We start from the raw sequence: 18061 nt of genomic DNA, 5'->3' as shown, positions 1-18061 counted from the left end.
TACACCCGCAGCCGTGCTGCGGGTGTACGCGAATTGATCAGGATCGACCGTCTGCCCGTCGGTGAGGTGGACGAGATCGTGGTGTGCGGTCCGAACGTCATGGCCGGATATCTCGGTCGCCCAGATATCACCGCCGAGGTTTTGATCAACGGCTGGTTCCTTACTGGCGATCTCGGCAGGCTGGATGGTGACGGCTACCTTTCGGTCGTGGTTGCCGTAAGAAGGACTTGATTCTTCGTGGCGGCTACAATGTTTATCCGCGCGAAATCAAGGAGATCCTCGTCAGGCATCCGGCCGTGGCGCAGGTGGCGGTTATCGGTGTTACGCACCTTGAGCTCGGTGAGGAGGTCTGGGCGATTGTTGTGCCTGCCCGGCCGGAGGACGTTACCTCTGGATCGGATCAAGAGATCATCGAATGGGGCAAACAGTGTCTCGCCGCATCAATACCCTCGTCGAGTCGAGTTCCCGCCAGCTCGTAGCTGCAAACGAAAGCGCCCTGAAGAACGAGTGGCTACACCGGGTGAAGTGTACCACTCGCGATCAGGCGCGGCGTGCGTTGTGGGGCAGTTCAATCTTCGCCGTGCAGTTGAAGCAAGCGGTATATCGTTCGTCTGGCTATAACGGAGTGTCGGAAGGCATCCCGATCGGGGTAGCCGTTCGGCGCGCGCCGTACGGCTACCCAGGGCGTCGGCGTTCTCGATTGGGTGCGGCTCGTTTCGAGGGATGTCCTGACCTGGGGAGATGTTGATTGGTGTGTGGGCGGGCAGGTCTGTCCTTGACGGGAGGGGGTGCCGGTGGGTCGTTGTTCGATGCGATCGAGGCCGAGGAGACCGTGGTCCGGGAGCGTGTGGAAGAACTCGAGTCTCGGGTAGCCGAGTTGATGGTACGGATGAGGGCCGAGCTTGAACGGCTGTCTCGGCTGGTGATCACGCGGGAGACGGCCGGCGAGCTTCTCGCGAGAATGGTCGGCGATGATCCGGGAGAGACAGTGCGGGAGACGCCGCCGCGGCGAAAGACACCTCATGCAGTTAACCTCGCCGTTTCGGTTGGGGCGGTGAGGCGTCGCTGAGGGGCAACTGTCGGGTGACCGATGCGATTTCGGTGTTCGGACATGGCGGAGTCCCGGCGCGGTGGTCGGGTTCTCCAGGATCCTTCGGGTCGTGGCGGGCAGGGTTGCCGGTCAGTCGGCGGGACGGGGCAGTGCTGCGAGGCGATGGAAGGCCGTGGCCAGTTCGTGTCTCCAGGGCCAGGTCGCTGATATCCGCAAGCGCAGGCGTCGGCCGCCGCGGGTGAGGCGGGCGGCGACGTGCAGCAGCCGGTAGCGGAGCTTCTTCGGCTCGGCGGTGGCCAGCTCCCCGTCCAGCAGCAGGACACGGGTCCAGGCCATCAGGTCGATCGCCGTGAGGCTGAGTTCGAGCCAGACGGTGTTGATGGCGAAGTCGCGGGAGGGGAAGCGGCCGAAGCCGGTGGTTTTGCCGCACCGGATGTGGTCCTCGACGCATGCATGCCCGCGGTGACGGACCTCCAGGAACTGGGCGGAACCACCACCGGAGTAGGGGGTGTCGGTGAGGAACACCTGATGCCGCAGGCCCTCGTCGAGGTCGAACAGGGACAGCTGGGCGCCGGGGTGCGGGCGCTCGCGGCGCACGATGATGCGGGTGCCGACGGGGTAGCCGGTCAGGTCGACCATGTCGGTCAGCTCGGCGACCTCGGCGCCATCACGCAGCGTCCCGTCCTGGTCCAGGGCGGGATGCCAGAGGCGGTCGGGCAGGGCCCGGACAGCGCGGCGGACCGGCTCGGTGATGGCGTATCCGACCGAGAAGAAGGTACGAATTCCTCGTTTCCGCACGTCGCGGATGTGGGCGAGGAAGGCTTTCGCGGATCCGGCGCTGTCGGCGCGGACCAGGATGTCGGTGCCGTGCCGGTGAGCGTCGGGGATCTGCGCGAGCGCCTGGTCGAGGACCGTGATGTGGTCGCTTGCGGTGTTGGCTCCGGAGTTCCCGGGCCGAAGCCGCCCCGACACGGCCTCGCCGGTGTTCGCGAGGAAACACAGCAGCGGATGGAAGCCGAAGCCGCCCTTATAGGTGGGTGCGGCCTGTTCCTTTTCCGAGTGGCAGGTGACCAGCGTGGCGTCGAGGTCCAGGACCAGGCCGGGAAGTTCTCGTCCGCCGGCCCGAGCAGCAGGTATGCCCTCGCCGGTCTCGGCGGCCTGCATCCAGGCGACTTCCCGGGCTGAAGCGCGGGCCGCTCGCAGCGAAGCGAGTGCAGCCTCGTCGGTGTCGGCGAGCAACCGCCAAGCCGTGGGCGTGGAGGCGACCGGGCCGAACACCTCGCCCTGGTCCCGCAGCACGGCCAGATCCGCGATCGCCTCACCGCCGTCGGCGAGCATCACCGCGAGATCGGTGGCGACCCGGCCCGGATCATGCCCGGTCCCGCGCGGCCGAAGCGGCCTGAGAGCGGCGGAGTACGCGGCGGTCAGCCCGGTGGCATCGGCAAGATCCGCCAGCAACCGTGCCCCGGCATGCCCGACCACCCCCGAACCATCGGCACTGACATGGACCTTGGGACGCAACCCGATAGCCTGCACGTAGAAAGTGCCCTCCGCCTGGACCGACAGAACCCCTCAGCAAGGTTCATCGTCCCAGGTCAGGAAGGCACTTTCGCGTTTCCGCCCCAAAGCCAGCCGTACCCAACCGAAACGGCGAGGTTAAGCCGTCAAGCCGTGGGGTGTTCGCCTCCCCATCGCGACCGCAGGACCTGGGCCCAGTCACCGGCATCCGGACCGGGATCCTTCAGCTGCGGCACCGGGCCGGGAGCCGTCTCGATCAGGTGCACGAGCGTCCAGGCGACGCCGTAGCAGTCGTCTGGGCCGAAGCAGGTGGCCAGGGCAGCGGCCTCTTCGGAACTGACAGGGCGCGAGATCGCTGTCAGCTGGCGTTCACGCCGGTCGATCTCTTCCTCGCTCGCGTCCCAGTCGGGAAGGGGTCCGTCGGCAACGAACGTCTGCACTTCGGGTCTCATGACCGAATGATCGTCGCCCTACCGTCCCTGAACAAGCTGCCCCATTCCGTTCACGCGGTGGCTGTTCCTGCTGGCTGGGGCTCTGCGGGGAAGGCGATCGCTTCGTCGAACGAAATCCGTACCAGGAGGCAATGGTGGAGCTGGCCGAGCATCCGGTTGAACAGGTGCCGCAGAGCCTGCATGTGCCAGTCCCCTCCTGCCCGGCGGCGCCGGTAGTGGGCGTCCGCGCCGGTGGAACCGCTGATGGAGGCGAAGGCCCACAGGTGGCCGACGTGGTTGAGCCGGTTGTTCTTGACGAACCGGCGCCCAACGTAGTGGCGCTTGCCGGAGGCCCGCGTGATGGGGGACGCGCCCGCGTATGCCTTCAATCCTCCGGCGGTGGCAAACCGGGTGCGGTCGTCGCCGATCTCCGCGAGGATCCGTGCGCCGATCTGGGGTCCGATGCCGGGAAAGCTCAGCATGATCGGGGCGTCGGGATGGGCCCGGAAGGCTTCCTCGGTGGCCTGGCCAAGGTCGTCGACCGCTTCGCAGGCTGTGTCCAGTTGCAGCAGCAGGGCCGCGGCCTGCTTGCCCATCGCTTCTTCCACCAGCGGGACTTGGTGCGGCGCCTCCCGGCGGAACAGCTGCTGCAGACGCTCAGCATCGGCCTCGATGTTCCTGCGCCGGCCAGCGCGCTTCATCATGGCCGTCAGGCGCCAGAGCGGCAGCCTGGCGGCCAGCGCGGGCGTGGGTGCCACCGCCAGGATCCGGCGGGCGTCGGCGCGGGCCAGACCGCCCTGCTTGTCCTTGAACGCCTCCAGGAACGCCGGAAAGTACTCACGCAGCAGCGACCGGAGCTGGTTGCAGAGCTGTTGCCGGCTCCAGACCGCGTCCTGCTGGGCCCGGGCCAGGACCGCCACCGCTTGGGCCAGGTCGGTGTCGGCCGCCAGCGGCCGGTGCATCGGCATGTCCGTGCGGATGATGTTGGCCAGCACCAGGGCGTCGCCGGGGTCGGACTTCTTGCGGCTCACGCCGTGGCGGTCGCGATAGCGAGAGGCGGCCATCGGGTTGACCGCGAAGACCTGCCGGGCACCTTGCCGCAGCGTGGCGACCAGCAGGCCGCGACTGGTCTCGATGGCCACCGGGATCGGCGCCTGCGCGGTATCGCCGTGCTCCGCCAGGAGATCCAGCAGCAGGTGATAGCCGTCCAAGTCGTCGTTGATCCGGCACTTGGCCAGCAGCTTGCCGGTTTCATCCACGAGCGCGACGTCGTGATGCCCCTCCGCCCAGTCGATCCCGCAGAACACGCCCATGGATCCCGCCCCTTCTCCGGTGCCGTTCTCGAAGACGAGCACGCGGGGCCGCACGGCGCACTAATTCCAGGACTCCAAGGCCCGCCACCTCATCAGCCGTGCGCGGCACCGCCAGACCGCACGGGCGCACGCCGTGTCCAGAGCTCAAGGCTCGTGAGGAAGAACGCGTCACCGTGCGGCAGCTCATCCAACGAGGATCCCGAACCCGACGGGCCCGCGGGGGCAGAACGTGCGAGGACCGGCCGGCGCCCAGCGCCACCAGTCTTTCAACAGACCTAACGACGTGGTGCGCGACTGTGGTTCGGATGCGCTGGCCTGGCGGTTCGGCTGGTGGGTAATCAGCGCAGGGCGGTGCGGTCGGAGACCAGGCCAGCGATGGCGAGGTGGGTGTCGTCGTAGTACTCGCGGCGTCCGGTCCAGCGTTGGAGTGGGCGCCATTGCTTGTGTTCGGCGTTGGCGTGCTCGACCGGGATCCTGCGGGAGGACTGGGCCTTGCGGGCGGCCTCCCAGGCGGCAATTTCTTCGGTATCGGCGTCTTTGCCGAGCTTCTTCGGAGGGGCGGTGACCTGCTCGGGAAAGTCCTTCGTCAGGCCTCGGTACCCCGCATCGACCTGGGCTTTCACGTCGGGATGCTGGACGAACAGGTCCCAGATCCCCTCGGTCTTCAGCGCGGTCTGATCGTGCATGCGACCGGGGCGGATCGCGCCCGTCCACAGGGCGCGGCCGGCATCGTCGCTGATCACGGTGGCTTTCTTGGTGTTCTGCTTGCGCTTGCCGGAGACGAAGGCCCGGCGTCCGGGCCGGCCGGCCCTCGGGCGACGGACCTGAATCTCGGTCCCGTCGATCCGCAGCTCGACACCCTTCGCGCTGGCGTAGGCGAAGACGTCCGCCAAGGTGCGTAGCCGCAGCCCGGGCTCACCGGGGACGGCGAATCCGCGGGCTGCGAGCAGCGGCCGGATCTCGTGGACGGCCCGGGTGATCGTGGAGCGGTCCACTCCATAGAAAATGGCAAGAACCGCGTGCGGAAGCTGGAAACGCAGGATCACCAGAGTGGCGATCACCCGATCGGTGAAAACCAGCCGATGATCCGGGCCGCCGCCCTCGGCCCGCAGACGCTCGTGACCTCGGCGCTCATGCAGCCGGGCGTTCTCCCGCGCCATCCAGGGCCCGGCCAGCTCGGCGATGATCTTGCCGAGTTGATTCCGGGAGATGCCGGTGCAGATACGATGCGAGAGAGCCGTACGGGCCAAGGATCGCTTCACAACTTTCCCAACCCGTACGGCTCTTCTCACGTCACGGCCTGATCATCACTTGCTGTCGTACACCACGTCGTAACACGGTCGGAGGTGTCGTAGGGGTCACCACGGCACCGACCGGACCACACACGTCCTGCCCCGGGCTGGACAACGCCGCCCCGGGCCCATCAGAGATCCAGAACCTCTAATTACTAACGAATTAGCCTCGCCGTTTCGGTTGGGGCGGTGAGGCGTCGCTGAGGGGCAACTGTCGGGTGACCGATGCGATTTCGGTGTTCGGACATGGCGGAGTCCCGGCGCGGTGGTCGGGTTCTCCAGGATCCTTCGGGTCGTGGCGGGCAGGGTTGCCGGTCAGTCGGCGGGACGGGGCAGTGCTGCGAGGCGATGGAAGGCCGTGGCCAGTTCGTGTCTCCAGGGCCAGGTCGCTGATATCCGCAAGCGCAGGCGTCGGCCGCCGCGGGTGAGGCGGGCGGCGACGTGCAGCAGCCGGTAGCGGAGCTTCTTCGGCTCGGCGGTGGCCAGCTCCCCGTCCAGCAGCAGGACACGGGTCCAGGCCATCAGGTCGATCGCCGTGAGGCTGAGTTCGAGCCAGACGGTGTTGATGGCGAAGTCGCGGGAGGGGAAGCGGCCGAAGCCGGTGGTTTTGCCGCACCGGATGTGGTCCTCGACGCATGCATGCCCGCGGTGACGGACCTCCAGGAACTGGGCGGAACCACCACCGGAGTAGGGGGTGTCGGTGAGGAACACCTGATGCCGCAGGCCCTCGTCGAGGTCGAACAGGGACAGCTGGGCGCCGGGGTGCGGGCGCTCGCGGCGCACGATGATGCGGGTGCCGACGGGGTAGCCGGTCAGGTCGACCATGTCGGTCAGCTCGGCGACCTCGGCGCCATCACGCAGCGTCCCGTCCTGGTCCAGGGCGGGATGCCAGAGGCGGTCGGGCAGGGCCCGGACAGCGCGGCGGACCGGCTCGGTGATGGCGTATCCGACCGAGAAGAAGGTACGAATTCCTCGTTTCCGCACGTCGCGGATGTGGGCGAGGAAGGCTTTCGCGGATCCGGCGCTGTCGGCGCGGACCAGGATGTCGGTGCCGTGCCGGTGAGCGTCGGGGATCTGCGCGAGCGCCTGGTCGAGGACCGTGATGTGGTCGCTTGCGGTGTTGGCTCCGGAGTTCCCGGGCCGAAGCCGCCCCGACACGGCCTCGCCGGTGTTCGCGAGGAAACACAGCAGCGGATGGAAGCCGAAGCCGCCCTTATAGGTGGGTGCGGCCTGTTCCTTTTCCGAGTGGCAGGTGACCAGCGTGGCGTCGAGGTCCAGGACCAGGCCGGGAAGTTCTCGTCCGCCGGCCCGAGCAGCAGGTATGCCCTCGCCGGTCTCGGCGGCCTGCATCCAGGCGACTTCCCGGGCTGAAGCGCGGGCCGCTCGCAGCGAAGCGAGTGCAGCCTCGTCGGTGTCGGCGAGCAACCGCCAAGCCGTGGGCGTGGAGGCGACCGGGCCGAACACCTCGCCCTGGTCCCGCAGCACGGCCAGATCCGCGATCGCCTCACCGCCGTCGGCGAGCATCACCGCGAGATCGGTGGCGACCCGGCCCGGATCATGCCCGGTCCCGCGCGGCCGAAGCGGCCTGAGAGCGGCGGAGTACGCGGCGGTCAGCCCGGTGGCATCGGCAAGATCCGCCAGCAACCGTGCCCCGGCATGCCCGACCACCCCCGAACCATCGGCACTGACATGGACCTTGGGACGCAACCCGATAGCCTGCACGTAGAAAGTGCCCTCCGCCTGGACCGACAGAACCCCTCAGCAAGGTTCATCGTCCCAGGTCAGGAAGGCACTTTCGCGTTTCCGCCCCAAAGCCAGCCGTACCCAACCGAAACGGCGAGGTTAGAGGTGTCGCCGTTCGCGGGGCGGAGCGGCGGGTCGTGGGGGTTCTGGCGGTGCCGAAGTGGCGGCTGGGCAAGAGCCGGGTGTGCTGCCACGGGTCTACCAGGACATCCGGGAGGTCGTGGGGACGCTCCGGGGCCCGTGCGGGCCAAGCAGATCGTGCCGAGGATCGGCCTTGCGGTCGAGACCGCGAAGATCGAGGGAGCGCGCACGAAGCTGAAGCGTCTGGTCGAACGGGGCTGTACCGGTCGGCCCAACTCGCCCTGAAAAACGGTCCATCGCGTGAATTCTGATCACGGGTGTCAAGCGGGTTCGGGGTGGTCTTTCGAGTGCGGGCAGCAGGGTGTGCCGGGTGGCCGTCCGGTGCGGGTTCTCCGATGTCTTTCGGGTCGTGGGCGGGTAGGGGCGGTCGCGCGGGTCAGCTGAGCATGCGCTGCCCGGTCGTTGTCCACGTACGAAGCAAGCGTCCGTCCGGGTCACGCCCTCGGCACGACCACCGTCTTCGGTACGGCGATAGCGGAGACCACAAGATTTCGGCGGGCCAGCCAACGGCCCTTCAGAAGGCTGGCTTCTCCCCTGAACTGGGGCCGGGAAGGGATGATGCGTGCCGTGAAGGAGGCTGCCGCGGCGTCCACTTCGATGTCGGCGTCCTCGAAATCCAGTCGGCGCCCCGTGGCCGGATACCAGGCCTTGTAGACCGCTTCCTTCATGCTGAACAGCAGGCGGTCCCAGCACACGCCGGGTTCGGTCGCCCGGAGTCTGCGCAGGCGCGCGATTTCACCGGGCAGGGCAATGGTCTCCAACACGCCTTCGGGCAGCGGCTGATCGGGTTCCGCGTCGATCCCCATCATGGCGACATCGGACGTACGGGCCAGGGCCGCGACTCGATAGCCGGTGCAGTGCGAAATGCTGCCTGTCACGGATTCCGGCCAGCGCGGCGCTCCGTGCCAGCCGGGCAGCAGGGGCCCGGACGGCAGGCCGAGCTGGGCGAGGCAGCGTCGCGCGCACAGCCGTGCCGTGGCGAACTCACGCCGCCGACTGTCCACGGCGTTCGCGACGACCCTGGCCTCCTCCGGATATAGCTCGGCCGGTGCGAAGTCGTCGTACGCCTCGGCCACAACGACGTTCGGCGGGAGTATCTCTTCGATCACGGAGTTCTCGTCTGTGGCAGCACACGACGGGGGACGTTGCGCGGGTGGCCGGGGCGGCGCCACTCGCGCGGATAGCCGACGGACACCTCCTCGAAGCACACGCCGTCGTGCCAGGTCGTCCGGGGGATGTGCAGATGGCCGTACACCACCGACCGGGCGCGGAACCGGTGGTGCCAGTCGGCCGTCCGCACGGTGCCGGACCACTGCGCGAACTCAGGGTGATACAGGATCCGGGTCGGATGGCGCACCAGCGGATAGTGGTTGACCAGCACCGTGGGCAGGTCGGGGTCGCACGCGGCGAGGCGCCGTTCGCTCTCCCGCACCCGAGCGTCGCACCAGGCCTCACGACTGGGATAGGGGTCCGGGTGGAGGAAGAACTCGTCCGTGCACACCACTCCCTTCTCGTACGCCTGCTCCAGCGCCGCCTCCTTGGTCACGGCGGTCGGCGTACGGAGGCTGTAGTCGTAGAGCACGAACAGCGGCGCCACCGTCACCGGTCCGCCCGCCACTTCCCACACCGCGTAGGGGTCCTCCGGGGTGAGGATGTCCATCCCCCTGCACAGGTCCACCAGGTAGCGGTATCTCTCCTCGCCCCGGAGCTGCACCGGGTCCTCGCGGGGCGTCCACGGCTCATGGTTGCCCGTCGCCCAGACGACCTTGGCGAAGTGGTCCCGCAGCGTGCTCAGCACCCACTCGATGTCTTCGGTCAGCTCCCCGACGTCACCGGCGACCAGCAGCCAGTCGTCGGCCGCCGTCGGGCGCAGGTTCTCCACGATCTCCCGGTTCTCCGGATGGCTGACGTGCAGATCGCTGATGCCGAGCCGGTTCGCGGGGGCCATCCGTCACCGGTCCGACGCGGGCGGGCCGGTCAGCGACGACTCCGCGATGCCGGCCGAGAACGCCTCCATCACCGCTTCCGCATGGGAGTTGAGGTAGAAGTGACCGCCCTCGTACACCTTGAGTTCGAAGCCGCCGACCGTGTGCTCGCTCCAGGCCTTCGCCTCGTCGAGCGTCACCTGGGGGTCGTCGTCGCCGGTGAAAGCGACGACGGGGCAGTCCAGCGGAGGGCCTGGAACGTGGCGGTACGACTCCACCGCCTTGTAGTCGCTCCTGACGGCCGGGAGGATCATCCGCAGCATGTCCGGGTCGCCCAGGATCTGGGAGTCAGTCCCGCTGAGCTTCTTGAGCTCGTCGATCAGGCCGTTGTCGTCGCGCCGGTGCACGTTCCCGTCCCGCGTACGCGACGGGGCGCGCCGGCCGGAGACGAAGAGGCGCAGGGGCTTGATCTCCTTGCTCTCCAGGCGCCTGGCGGCCTCGTACGCCACCATGGCGCCCATGCTGTGGCCGAAGAGGGCCAGCGGCTTGGTGTCCAGGGACAGCAGCTCCTCGACAACGCGGTCGGCCAGCTCGCCGATGTCACTGACACACGGTTCGCTGTGCCGGTCCTGCCGACCCGGGTACTGGACCGACAGCACCTCGATCGACCGTGACAGCGTACGGGAGACAGGAAAGTAGAAGGTGGCCGAGCCTCCCGCGTGCGGGAAGCAGACCAGCCGGACACCGGCATCTGGCGCCGGGTGGAATCGACGCAGCCACGCCGTGTTACCTGTCATGGTTCCTAAACGTCCCCTCTGTCTTGCCGTCTTGCCATCTCTGTCCTGCGGTTCTGTGGTCTTGCCGGGCCACATCGGCGGGTTGCCGTGTTTACGCGAGGACAGCCGAGCGTCCTTCGCGCGCAGTGCCTCAAGTGCCTCAATCAGAACGGGTTTTGGTTCGGCGGGGTCGATCACGTCGTCCACGAGCCCGCGTGGCGGCGTAATAGGGATGCATCAGCTCCTGCCGGTACTTGAGGGGCCTCGCGCTTCTTGGACAGCATCTGGCCATTGATGTCACGCGGAGATTTGCAACTTCTGGTACTCGGCGTGGCCTTCGCACGGAGGGCGGTAACCCACCGCCGAGTGAAGGCGTTTGCGATTGTACCAGAATTCGATGTATCGAGTGATGTCCTGCCGGGCTGCCTCGCGGGTGGGGTAAGTCGCCCGTGATACGCGCTCGTTCTTCAGGGCTCCGAAGAACGATTCAGCCATGGCGTTGTCGAAACAGATTCCGGTACGGCCGGCGGATCTGCGAAGCCCGAACCGCTTCAGCGTCTTCCCGAACTCGACTGACATGTAGTTCGGTCTTCCATCGCGTAACCGATTACTTCTTTCGTGCAGCCGTCGAGGACGGTCGCAAGATACAGCCACCCTTCTGCGGTGGCTATATAGGTGATATCGCCGACCAGCTTTTCACCTGGAGTATCGGCGGTGAAGTCCCGGCCGACGAGGTCCGGTACGGGACCGGGCGTGCCCTGGGTGAGGCCGAAGCGTTTCGGCTTCGGCTGGCAGGGCTCAAGGCCCAGCTCGCGCATGATGCGGCGGACCAGCTCCAGGCCCGCGGTGATGCCCCAGCGATGCAGCTGGGCGTGGATGCGCCGGTAGCCGTAGGTGCTGTCGGCTTCCTCGAATGCCTTCTTGATGAGAAGCTTCAATTCCTCACGCCGCTGGGCCGTCGCGGATTCCGGACGGCCTCGCCAGTTGTAGTAGCCGGACTTGGACACGTCGAGCCGACCGCACATGAACTCGACGCTATACACGTACTCCACCGTGTCGAGCCGCATCTCATCGATGAACTCGTATTGCTCGCTACCGGGGATCCTTCGCGAAGTACGCGGCCTTAGCCTCGCGCTTTCACGAGGCAGGGCGTCCGGTGGGTGATCAGAAACGCAGAGAGTGCTCCTGACCTGCAACGATGGGACTTGTCTAGTGTCCAGGTCGTCGCATGAAAGAAGCACTCTCCAGGTGAAGAAGCGTATCGGGTCCTACCCGCGTGTCCGCGTCGAGGGCGGTGGCCGCGGGGTGGTGTCCCAGGCTGGCGGTGTGCTGCTGGTGGAGACGATCCGCTCCGGACGCCGGCGGGCAGGTGGTCGTGGACCTGGACGGGGTGCTGGTGATCGCGCATTCCGAGAAGCAGGATGCGGCCGCGACCTGGAAAAAGACGTTCGGGCACCATCCGCTGATGGGGTTCGTCGACCACGGCCGGGGCGGGTCCGGGGAGCCGGTGGCCGGGCTGCTGCGGCCCGGGAACGCGGGCAGCAACACCGCTGCGGACCACATCGAAGCCGCCAGGATCGCCCTGAAGCAGCTGCCGAAGAAGTACCGGCGCGGACGGCGGACGCTGATCCGCACCGACTCGGGCGGCGGCACCCACGAGTTCGTGGACTGGCTTTCCGCGCGCGGCCGGTGGCTGTCCTACTCGGTCGGCATGACCATCACCGATGCCATCCACCAGGCCGTCGGGAAGGTCCCGGCGTCGGCCTGGACGCCGGCCGTCGAGCCCGACGGCGAGATCCGCGACGGTGCCTGGGTCGCCGAACTCGACGGCGACTGCCTGACCGGCTGGCCCAAGGAGATGCGGCTGATCGTGCGGAAGGAACGCCCGCACCCCGGCGCCCAACTGCGCTTCACCGACGCCGACGGCATGCGCCTGACCTGCTTCGCCACCAACACCAAGCATGCTCCGATCGCCGCGCTCGAACTGCGGCACCGCCAGCGCGCGAGGGCCGAGGACCGCATCCGCGCCGCCCGCGCCACCGGCCTGCGCAATTTGCCCCTGCACGACACCGCGCAGAACCAGATCTGGCTGGAGATCGTCCAGATCGCCCTCGACCTGCTCGCCTGGATGCCCATGCTCGCTCTGGCCGGCACCGCCCGGGTGTGGGAGCCCAAACGCCTGCGCCTGCGGCTGTTCTCCATCGCTGCCCAGTTGGTCACCACCGGCCGCCGCCGCATCCTCCGGCTCGCGAAACACTGGCCTTGGACCAACCTGATCACCGACGCGTGGGCACGACTCGAAGCCCTCCCCAGCCCCGGCTGACCAACACTTTCTCGTCCCTACGGGCAGCGCAAGCCCACCGGAGCAAACGAATGATAACCCAGCGTACCGATCCAAATGCACTGTCGCTACTTGAAGTGGACTACTACGCGCCCCGTGTTGGAACTGTCCGCCACCACCGGCTTGCAAAACCTCTTCATGTGTTTCTGATTCAGATAGGCGAGAACATGATGCTTGAGACGCCCCGTCCCTTTGCCTGGGATGATCTCGACCGCACCCTCTCCTCGACTGTACGCCTTGAACACGAAGGTGCGCACGCTCTGATCGATATCCCTGTTATTCCGGAAGATGGGATGCAGGTCGAGCGATAGCATAACCACTCCTCTGATCGAAGCTACGACATTCATCAAATTGAGAGCATCGCTGATGATGACACAGCGCCTGCAGGGCGAACGACGGGCCGTCAGGGTGCTGCCATCGTACTCAGGTTGAACCCGTAGCGTCGCCGTGATGGATCATGGCGGCTTCATGATCAGTCCGGTGTCGGTGAGGCAGCCGGTGATCGCGTCGGGCCGGTACTGGATCTGCTTGAGTCGGCTGCGGACGAGCGCTTCGAGGTCGTCGATGCCGGCGAGCGGGAAGTTGACGATGCTCCGCTTGAGCCAGGACCAAATCCACTCGACGGCGTTCAGCTCGGGTGTATACCTGGGCAAGTAGAACACCCGCAGCCACCTCTGGAGCGCGGCCCACGCGGTGAGCTCCGGCGTCTTGTGGGTGGAGACGTTGTCCCACACCAGCACGACGGGGCGTGCAGCTGATGATGCAGCGCGGTCAGGAAGCCGCCGGTACTCGTCCGGAGTGAAGCTCTTGGTCTCCGTCTTGCGGCCGTGCCAGGTGTGCAGCCGGCAGGCGAAGCGCGGCCGGTTGTCGCCGGGGCGGTAGCAGGCAGCGCCGAGCACGTTGACCCGCCCGCGCTTGCGTACATGCACCTTGACCTGCGGGCGAGCCCCGCGTCTGGCCCAAGTCCTGCCTCGCGGCGGGCTCAGCCCCTGCCCCAACTCGTCGGCGAAGCAGATGTAGGCGCCGACCTCGCCGGCGGTCTTTCCACCTCGGGCCAGGTCTCCTCGCGCCAGCGCGTGATCTCCTCCTCATCACGTGCCGCCGCGCGGCGTACCGGGACCTGCCAGGAGTAACCGTGCCGGTCAAGCAGCTTGCTCACCCCGGTCAGGGTGTAACTGACATGGCACGTCCGGCCGATCAGGTCGGCGACCCGCGCCAGCGTCCAGCGCTGGTCGTCCTCGAAGCCGCACACACCAGGCCCGGCGTCCAGCAGCGCAGCCACCTTCGTCCACTGCCGCTCGCTCAGCCGCTCCCGCGACACCGGCCCCGCCGAGCACAGCGCCTCCGCACCACCCCGCTTCCACGCCGCCCGCCAGCGCTCCACCGAGCGCCGCGTGACCCGCAGCTCCCGCGCGATCCGCGCACTCGACTCGCCCACCGCGAACCGCTCAGCGACTTCCAACCGCAGCCGTTCCCGACGGGCCTGCTCCTTGGGCGTGTACCCGCCCGCCGCCGCGTACCTCACGATCCAGCAATAGCGCGAGGATCACGAACCGTCACCACCCAAGGCGACGCTGCGAGTTCAACCTGAGAAGGTGTCCACACTCAGGGGGCAAGCCCCAAGGCCGGGTAGTTAACGGATTCGCGTTGGTGGCAAGGGGTTCATGAGGTGCCTTGGCTGGTGTAGGCGGCGGGTCCGGCTTTGTGGATGAGTCCGTTGCTGGCCCATCGGTCGAGTTGTCGGCGCATGGTGCCCAGGGTGACGTCGCCGAGGTGACGGGCGAGGTCACGCGGGTGCCAGTGGCGGTCGGGGTCGGTGTCGAGGACCTCCAGGACACGCTGTCGGCGGCGGTCGTCCGGCGGGATGTGACGGTCGTCGTGTGAGGCGGCGGGCAGCTCAGGTTCGGGTTCGAGGATGGAGATGTCGAGGCCGGTGACGGTGCGGCTGGTATCCGGGCGGCCGTCGTCCTGGCGGGCGTGGTAGCGGGAGATGGGCGACTTGACCTTGCGGACTGACGCGGGGCCGCCTCGGCGGAAGGAGCCCGGCCAGGATGCGCTGGCTGATGACACCGGTCGTCCCGCATCCGGTGACGCCGGCGGCCTGGACGACCAGGTCACGGGCGGTGTGCAGGGCAGTGGTGAAGCCGCAGCGGTCCGGATCTGTGCCCGGCCGCGACTCGGCGGCCTCCACCATGACCGTCCGCAGGGCCTGGTAGAGCGCGAGATGAGCCCACAGCTCCTGCTCGACACCGGCGGGGTCGGCCGAACGCAGCACCCGGCCCCTCAGGAGGGTGTGCCGCAGCGCGTAGTAGGTCGATTCATGCTCCCACCGCTGGTGGTAGAGCGCGACCAGTGCCCCGGCCGGGTAGCGGCCAGCGTCGGTCAAGGTGGTGGCGAGGCGGTAGGAGCCGGTGAACGAGGTGCCGTCCTTACAGGTCACGACGATCTGCGCTTCGACGATGCGGACCGGGACGGTGCCGATGACGGACAGATAGGAGCCGTCCGCGAGACGGACAAGGACGGGGGTGCGGCGGTTGGCGCGGATCCGGCCCAGGAACTGGGCGCCGGTGTCGGCCACGGCGGCGAGGAAGGCGTTGGCGTCGAAGCCCTTGTCCCACAGGACCAGCATGTCCGGGCGCAGGTGGTGCAGCAGTCGGCGGGCATAGTCGGTCTCGCCCTCTCTGGTCGGGCCGAACACCGCGCCGATCAGGGCCCGGGTCCCGGTCTCCACCAAGGTCATTAACTCCAGCATCGGGTAGCCGCCGCGGCTCTGCGGTCCGAAGCGGTCGGTGTTGCGGCTGCTGTCGGGGATCTTGATGGAGCTGCAGCCGTCGAAGGAAACCGTGCGGAACGGCCCGAACCTCACCCCGCGTGTCGACGGCTGGGCCAGCGTCCCGGCCAGCACCTCGAACAAGCGCTGCAGTGGCGTGGCGCCGACCCGGCGGCGCAGGTCTCGCAGGGCCTTCGTGCTGGGCCTTGCCACGTCGAGGTCGATCAGGCCTGTGATCAGCTTCTGCCACACCAGCCGGTAACCGACCTCGGGAAACAGGCACATCGCGAGCACGAAGTACACCCCGACCCGGGAGGGCAGGTCCCGCAGCCTGCGCTGCACACTCCGGGTCTCTTCCAGGACCGCGTCGACCAGCTCGAACGGCAGAACCTGGGTCAACTCGCCCAGATGGCCGGGAGCGAAGCGGCCCCCGGCCACGGTGAGGCTTCGGGTCACGGTCGTCAGACCGGGCGGCAGGGCACAATGGCGTGCAGGCAACGGAGCTCCGTAACGGCAGAAGTCTTGGCGGACTACCTGCTCCAACGGGACTCCGTTGCCCTTGTTCCCCGCTCCATCACGGAACACCCGCCAACTCGCTTGCCACCAGCGCGAATCCGTTAACTACCCAGCCTTGGGTCAAGGCCCGACGGAAACCAGCTATCGGAAGTGGCTCAACGGTAGTCAGTTGAGCACCGTTTGTGAACACCGGCGTCTCGGTTGGCTGTCGAGGGTCCAGCCCGGCCGGATACCTGGGACCGACCGTCGGTGCCGGGAATGTCGGCCGACCGCATGGATGGCGGGTCGCCTGACGCATCCTGTGGAGCCGCTGGTCAAGGCCCGTTCAGGCGGATGCGTTGAGGTCCCCGGCCCCAAAGCTAGCTCGTAACTGCAGCGAGGTGCAGCAGTCCGTTCCTCAACTCGCCCGGGTGAGCGAAATCCGGACAACCGCTGCCCGTTGAGGTAAGTCCGCGATGACCGAAAGGGCACACAGTCTGCAACGATGCTGACAAGTGACGTGTGCTTGCGGATCCTTATGCGGAATCAACAGATCCACGCCCTGACGACGAAACGTTCCGGCGTTACGGGTGCCTCGGATTCGGTTCGGACCCGGATGGTGCCCTCGCGTCAGCTTGCCCGTAAGGGGGCGGCCATGGAAGGCAATGCCGCGGTCCTGTGTGGCCTCGGAGCTTGGGTCCCACCACGAGGGGTGTCCAACAAGGACCTCGCCACGGTTTTGGATACACCCGATGAATGGATCCGCACTCGTACCGGTATTGAGCAGCGATACCTCAAAGCTGCGGCGTGCGGCGGATCCATGTCTGGGCTGACTGTCGCGTCCTCGCTCCTGAGCACTACGACTCTCCGGCCATCTCCTGCTTATCGGTGCTGAAGCCTTCTCCACCATGCTCATCCCGCAGGACCGCACAGCACAACAGCACTTGTACTGGGATCTGCACGTTCGCTATGGGGAAGCGTCCTAATCACCCCGTTCCTCTCGCACGGGTTTCGCTTGTCTCGCGACAGGCTGCGAAACTAGAGAAAGGCGTTCCATGCCCTTATCGACATCCCGTCCATCTCGGGGGAAATCGGTAGTAACGGCTCGTCTGGTGGCAGGTCACTACTAAGTCTCACCGTGATCCGATCAGGAGGCACCCGTGCCGCTTATCAACGTCAACGGAATTGGCATTAATGTGCAGGATGTAGGGGAAGGCCCCGCAGTCCTACTGATCCATGGGTGGCCCGACACCCATCAACTCTGGCAACGTCAGGTACCAGCGCTGACTTCGGCTGGATTCCGGGTCATCTCTCTGGACCTCCGCGGGTTTGGTGAGTCCGACAAGCCCCTCGCGGCCGAAGACTACGCCCTCACAGAAATCATCGGCGATCTCATTGGTGTCCTCGACCATCTCAACGTAGACCGGGCGCACTTGGTGGGGCATGACTGGGGAGGGGTGATCGCCACGCTGCTCGCTGCACTGCAACCAACGCGAGTGAACAGTCTGACATGTCTCGCTGTTGGTCACCCGCAGGCATTTGTTGCCGCGGGTTGGTCCCAGCGCGAGAAGTCGTGGTACATGTTGCTTTTCCAGTTCGCCGGCGTCGCCGAGCAATGGCTATCCCAGAACGACTTCGCGAACTTGCGTGCATGGAGCAGGCATCCAGATGCCGATGAGGTCATCGCCCGCCTACGGGACCCAGCAGCACTTACCGCCAGTCTCGGTGTATACCGGGCCGTCTTTCCTCCTGAGTCCTACGTCGTGCCGGGCGGACCAGTCCCACCACTCCCGCCGATTGAGGTGCCGACCATGGGCGTATGGGGTGCTGGCGAGCTTTTCATCACCGAGGAGGCGCTGACGGCTACCGCTGAGTACACGACAGGCTCTTGGCGCTACGAACGGATCGACACAGGGCATTGGATGCCGCTCGAAGCTCCGGAGGAGACGAACCGTCTCCTCCTTGACTTCCTCGGTGGCGCCGAGACTAAGGCTGCGTGATGTGATGACTGAATAACGAGTCAGACGCGCACTCGAGTAACTTCGATTCAAGGGCAAGGAAGCGATTTCTCCCCGATCGAAGCAGCCAGGACGGATGACAACCGTTTTGCGACAGGCATTCGCTCCTTCGCCCCACGGTGCATTTCACCACCGTGCCTGGTGCGCAACATTTGTCGAGGCGTTCGGAGAAAATACCACGCCTTCGGATGAAGGACGGACTCACGTTTGAGTGTGGTCCGGTGCCGCTTTCACGGCTTCAACAAGA

Annotated in this window: 20 protein-coding genes and 1 pseudogene; 7 read left to right on the top strand and 14 right to left on the bottom strand. The window is 66.8% G+C overall.

Annotated elements, in window-relative coordinates; translation table 11 throughout:
* Positions 1-33 precede the first annotated feature (33 nt).
* From QFZ82_RS00775 to QFZ82_RS00765, 3 genes are all read left to right on the top strand, one after another.
* Positions 34-231, top strand: coding sequence for an AMP-binding protein (locus tag QFZ82_RS00775; protein WP_307711300.1), 198 nt, complete (start codon positions 34-36; stop codon positions 229-231).
* The gene (locus tag QFZ82_RS00770; RefSeq protein ID WP_307711299.1) at positions 228-479 is read left to right on the top strand and encodes a hypothetical protein; all 252 of its coding nucleotides are present in this window, start codon (positions 228-230) and stop codon (positions 477-479) included. The genes QFZ82_RS00775 and QFZ82_RS00770 overlap by 4 nt, the downstream gene beginning before the upstream one ends.
* Before the next feature lie 323 nt (positions 480-802).
* Complete coding sequence (locus QFZ82_RS00765; protein WP_307711298.1) at positions 803-1069, top strand: hypothetical protein; 267 nt, start codon at positions 803-805, stop codon at positions 1067-1069.
* Positions 1070-1180: 111 nt separating this feature from the next.
* Here QFZ82_RS00765 and QFZ82_RS00760 read toward each other — a convergent pair whose 3' ends face one another.
* The 5 genes from QFZ82_RS00760 to QFZ82_RS00740 form a co-directional block, all read right to left on the bottom strand.
* Positions 1181-2587: an IS1380 family transposase gene (locus QFZ82_RS00760; RefSeq protein WP_307711223.1), complete on the bottom strand. Its 1407-nt coding sequence runs from the start codon at positions 2585-2587 to the stop codon at positions 1181-1183.
* Between the two features lie 128 nt (positions 2588-2715).
* Positions 2716-3021, bottom strand: a complete 306-nt coding sequence (locus tag QFZ82_RS00755; RefSeq protein WP_307711297.1) for a hypothetical protein — start codon at positions 3019-3021, stop codon at positions 2716-2718.
* A gap of 50 nt (positions 3022-3071) precedes the next feature.
* Positions 3072-4313 carry an IS110 family transposase gene (locus QFZ82_RS00750; RefSeq protein WP_307711329.1) on the bottom strand — a complete coding sequence of 414 codons (1242 nt, stop codon included), beginning with the start codon at positions 4311-4313 and terminating at the stop codon, positions 3072-3074.
* A 338-nt stretch (positions 4314-4651) separates the two neighbouring features.
* On the bottom strand, positions 4652-5575 hold the full coding sequence (locus tag QFZ82_RS00745; RefSeq protein WP_307711296.1) for a transposase family protein: 924 nt from the start codon (positions 5573-5575) through the stop codon (positions 4652-4654).
* Between the two features lie 345 nt (positions 5576-5920).
* A complete protein-coding gene (locus tag QFZ82_RS00740; protein ID WP_307711223.1) occupies positions 5921-7327 on the bottom strand; it encodes an IS1380 family transposase in 1407 nt (468 codons plus the stop codon).
* Positions 7328-7588: 261 nt separating this feature from the next.
* Here QFZ82_RS00740 and QFZ82_RS00735 point away from each other — a divergent pair, with 261 nt between their 5' ends.
* Positions 7589-7714 carry a hypothetical protein gene (locus tag QFZ82_RS00735; protein WP_307711295.1) on the top strand — a complete coding sequence of 42 codons (126 nt, stop codon included), beginning with the start codon at positions 7589-7591 and terminating at the stop codon, positions 7712-7714.
* Positions 7715-7923: 209 nt separating this feature from the next.
* Here QFZ82_RS00735 and QFZ82_RS00730 read toward each other — a convergent pair whose 3' ends face one another.
* From QFZ82_RS00730 to QFZ82_RS00710, 5 genes are all read right to left on the bottom strand, one after another.
* Positions 7924-8598 carry a 4'-phosphopantetheinyl transferase gene (locus tag QFZ82_RS00730; protein ID WP_307711294.1) on the bottom strand — a complete coding sequence of 225 codons (675 nt, stop codon included), beginning with the start codon at positions 8596-8598 and terminating at the stop codon, positions 7924-7926.
* Positions 8595-9437: a metallophosphoesterase gene (locus QFZ82_RS00725; protein WP_307711293.1), complete on the bottom strand. Its 843-nt coding sequence runs from the start codon at positions 9435-9437 to the stop codon at positions 8595-8597. The genes QFZ82_RS00730 and QFZ82_RS00725 overlap by 4 nt, the downstream gene beginning before the upstream one ends.
* Before the next feature lie 3 nt (positions 9438-9440).
* Entirely contained in the window at positions 9441-10211 is a 771-nt protein-coding gene (locus QFZ82_RS00720) for a thioesterase II family protein (protein WP_307711292.1), read from the bottom strand.
* Positions 10212-10487: 276 nt separating this feature from the next.
* Positions 10488-10769 carry an integrase core domain-containing protein gene (locus QFZ82_RS00715; RefSeq protein ID WP_307711291.1) on the bottom strand — a complete coding sequence of 94 codons (282 nt, stop codon included), beginning with the start codon at positions 10767-10769 and terminating at the stop codon, positions 10488-10490.
* A complete protein-coding gene (locus QFZ82_RS00710; RefSeq protein ID WP_307711290.1) occupies positions 10742-11257 on the bottom strand; it encodes an IS3 family transposase in 516 nt (171 codons plus the stop codon). Before QFZ82_RS00710 ends, QFZ82_RS00715 begins: the two co-directional genes overlap by 28 nt.
* Before the next feature lie 278 nt (positions 11258-11535).
* Here QFZ82_RS00710 and QFZ82_RS00705 point away from each other — a divergent pair.
* A pseudogene (locus QFZ82_RS00705) lies at positions 11536-12513 on the top strand (IS1380 family transposase); the annotation flags it as partial.
* An 86-nt stretch (positions 12514-12599) separates the two neighbouring features.
* Here the strand turns inward: QFZ82_RS00705 and QFZ82_RS00700 are convergent.
* The 3 genes from QFZ82_RS00700 to QFZ82_RS00690 all read right to left on the bottom strand — a co-directional run bounded on the left by QFZ82_RS00700 (position 12600) and on the right by QFZ82_RS00690 (position 14056).
* On the bottom strand, positions 12600-12845 hold the full coding sequence (locus QFZ82_RS00700) for a Smr/MutS family protein (protein WP_307711289.1): 246 nt from the start codon (positions 12843-12845) through the stop codon (positions 12600-12602).
* 141 nt (positions 12846-12986) lie between these two features.
* Positions 12987-13529: a transposase gene (locus QFZ82_RS00695; RefSeq protein ID WP_307711288.1), complete on the bottom strand. Its 543-nt coding sequence runs from the start codon at positions 13527-13529 to the stop codon at positions 12987-12989.
* Positions 13514-14056 (bottom strand): winged helix-turn-helix domain-containing protein, encoded by a 543-nt coding sequence (locus tag QFZ82_RS00690; RefSeq protein WP_307711287.1) that lies wholly within the window; start codon positions 14054-14056, stop codon positions 13514-13516. Before QFZ82_RS00690 ends, QFZ82_RS00695 begins: the two co-directional genes overlap by 16 nt.
* A 212-nt stretch (positions 14057-14268) precedes the next feature.
* Between QFZ82_RS00690 and QFZ82_RS00685 the strand changes: the two genes are divergently transcribed.
* Complete coding sequence (locus QFZ82_RS00685; protein ID WP_307711286.1) at positions 14269-14415, top strand: hypothetical protein; 147 nt, start codon at positions 14269-14271, stop codon at positions 14413-14415.
* A 13-nt stretch (positions 14416-14428) separates the two neighbouring features.
* Here QFZ82_RS00685 and QFZ82_RS00680 read toward each other — a convergent pair whose 3' ends face one another.
* On the bottom strand, positions 14429-15799 hold the full coding sequence (locus QFZ82_RS00680) for an IS4 family transposase (RefSeq protein ID WP_307711285.1): 1371 nt from the start codon (positions 15797-15799) through the stop codon (positions 14429-14431).
* A 1157-nt stretch (positions 15800-16956) separates the two neighbouring features.
* Here QFZ82_RS00680 and QFZ82_RS00670 point away from each other — a divergent pair.
* On the top strand, positions 16957-17796 hold the full coding sequence (locus QFZ82_RS00670; RefSeq protein WP_307711284.1) for an alpha/beta fold hydrolase: 840 nt from the start codon (positions 16957-16959) through the stop codon (positions 17794-17796).
* Positions 17797-18061 lie beyond the last annotated feature (265 nt).

Origin of the sequence: Streptomyces sp. V4I23, assembly GCF_030817975.1 — a bacterium.
Lineage (GTDB): Bacteria > Actinomycetota > Actinomycetes > Streptomycetales > Streptomycetaceae > Streptomyces.
The sequence above is the reverse complement of the archived record's forward strand: the minus strand, read 5'-3'. Positions and strand labels throughout refer to the sequence as shown.

Coding starts and splice junctions, on each gene's coding strand:
- QFZ82_RS00725 (WP_307711293.1), bottom strand. CDS start 9,437: ATGGCCCCCGCGAACCGGCTCGGCATCAGCGATCTGCACGTCAGCCAT.
- QFZ82_RS00755 (WP_307711297.1), bottom strand. CDS start 3,021: ATGAGACCCGAAGTGCAGACGTTCGTTGCCGACGGACCCCTTCCCGAC.
- QFZ82_RS00715 (WP_307711291.1), bottom strand. CDS start 10,769: ATGTCAGTCGAGTTCGGGAAGACGCTGAAGCGGTTCGGGCTTCGCAGA.
- QFZ82_RS00710 (WP_307711290.1), bottom strand. CDS start 11,257: ATGCGGCTCGACACGGTGGAGTACGTGTATAGCGTCGAGTTCATGTGC.
- QFZ82_RS00700 (WP_307711289.1), bottom strand. CDS start 12,845: ATGCTATCGCTCGACCTGCATCCCATCTTCCGGAATAACAGGGATATC.
- QFZ82_RS00750 (WP_307711329.1), bottom strand. CDS start 4,313: ATGGGCGTGTTCTGCGGGATCGACTGGGCGGAGGGGCATCACGACGTC.
- QFZ82_RS00720 (WP_307711292.1), bottom strand. CDS start 10,211: ATGACAGGTAACACGGCGTGGCTGCGTCGATTCCACCCGGCGCCAGAT.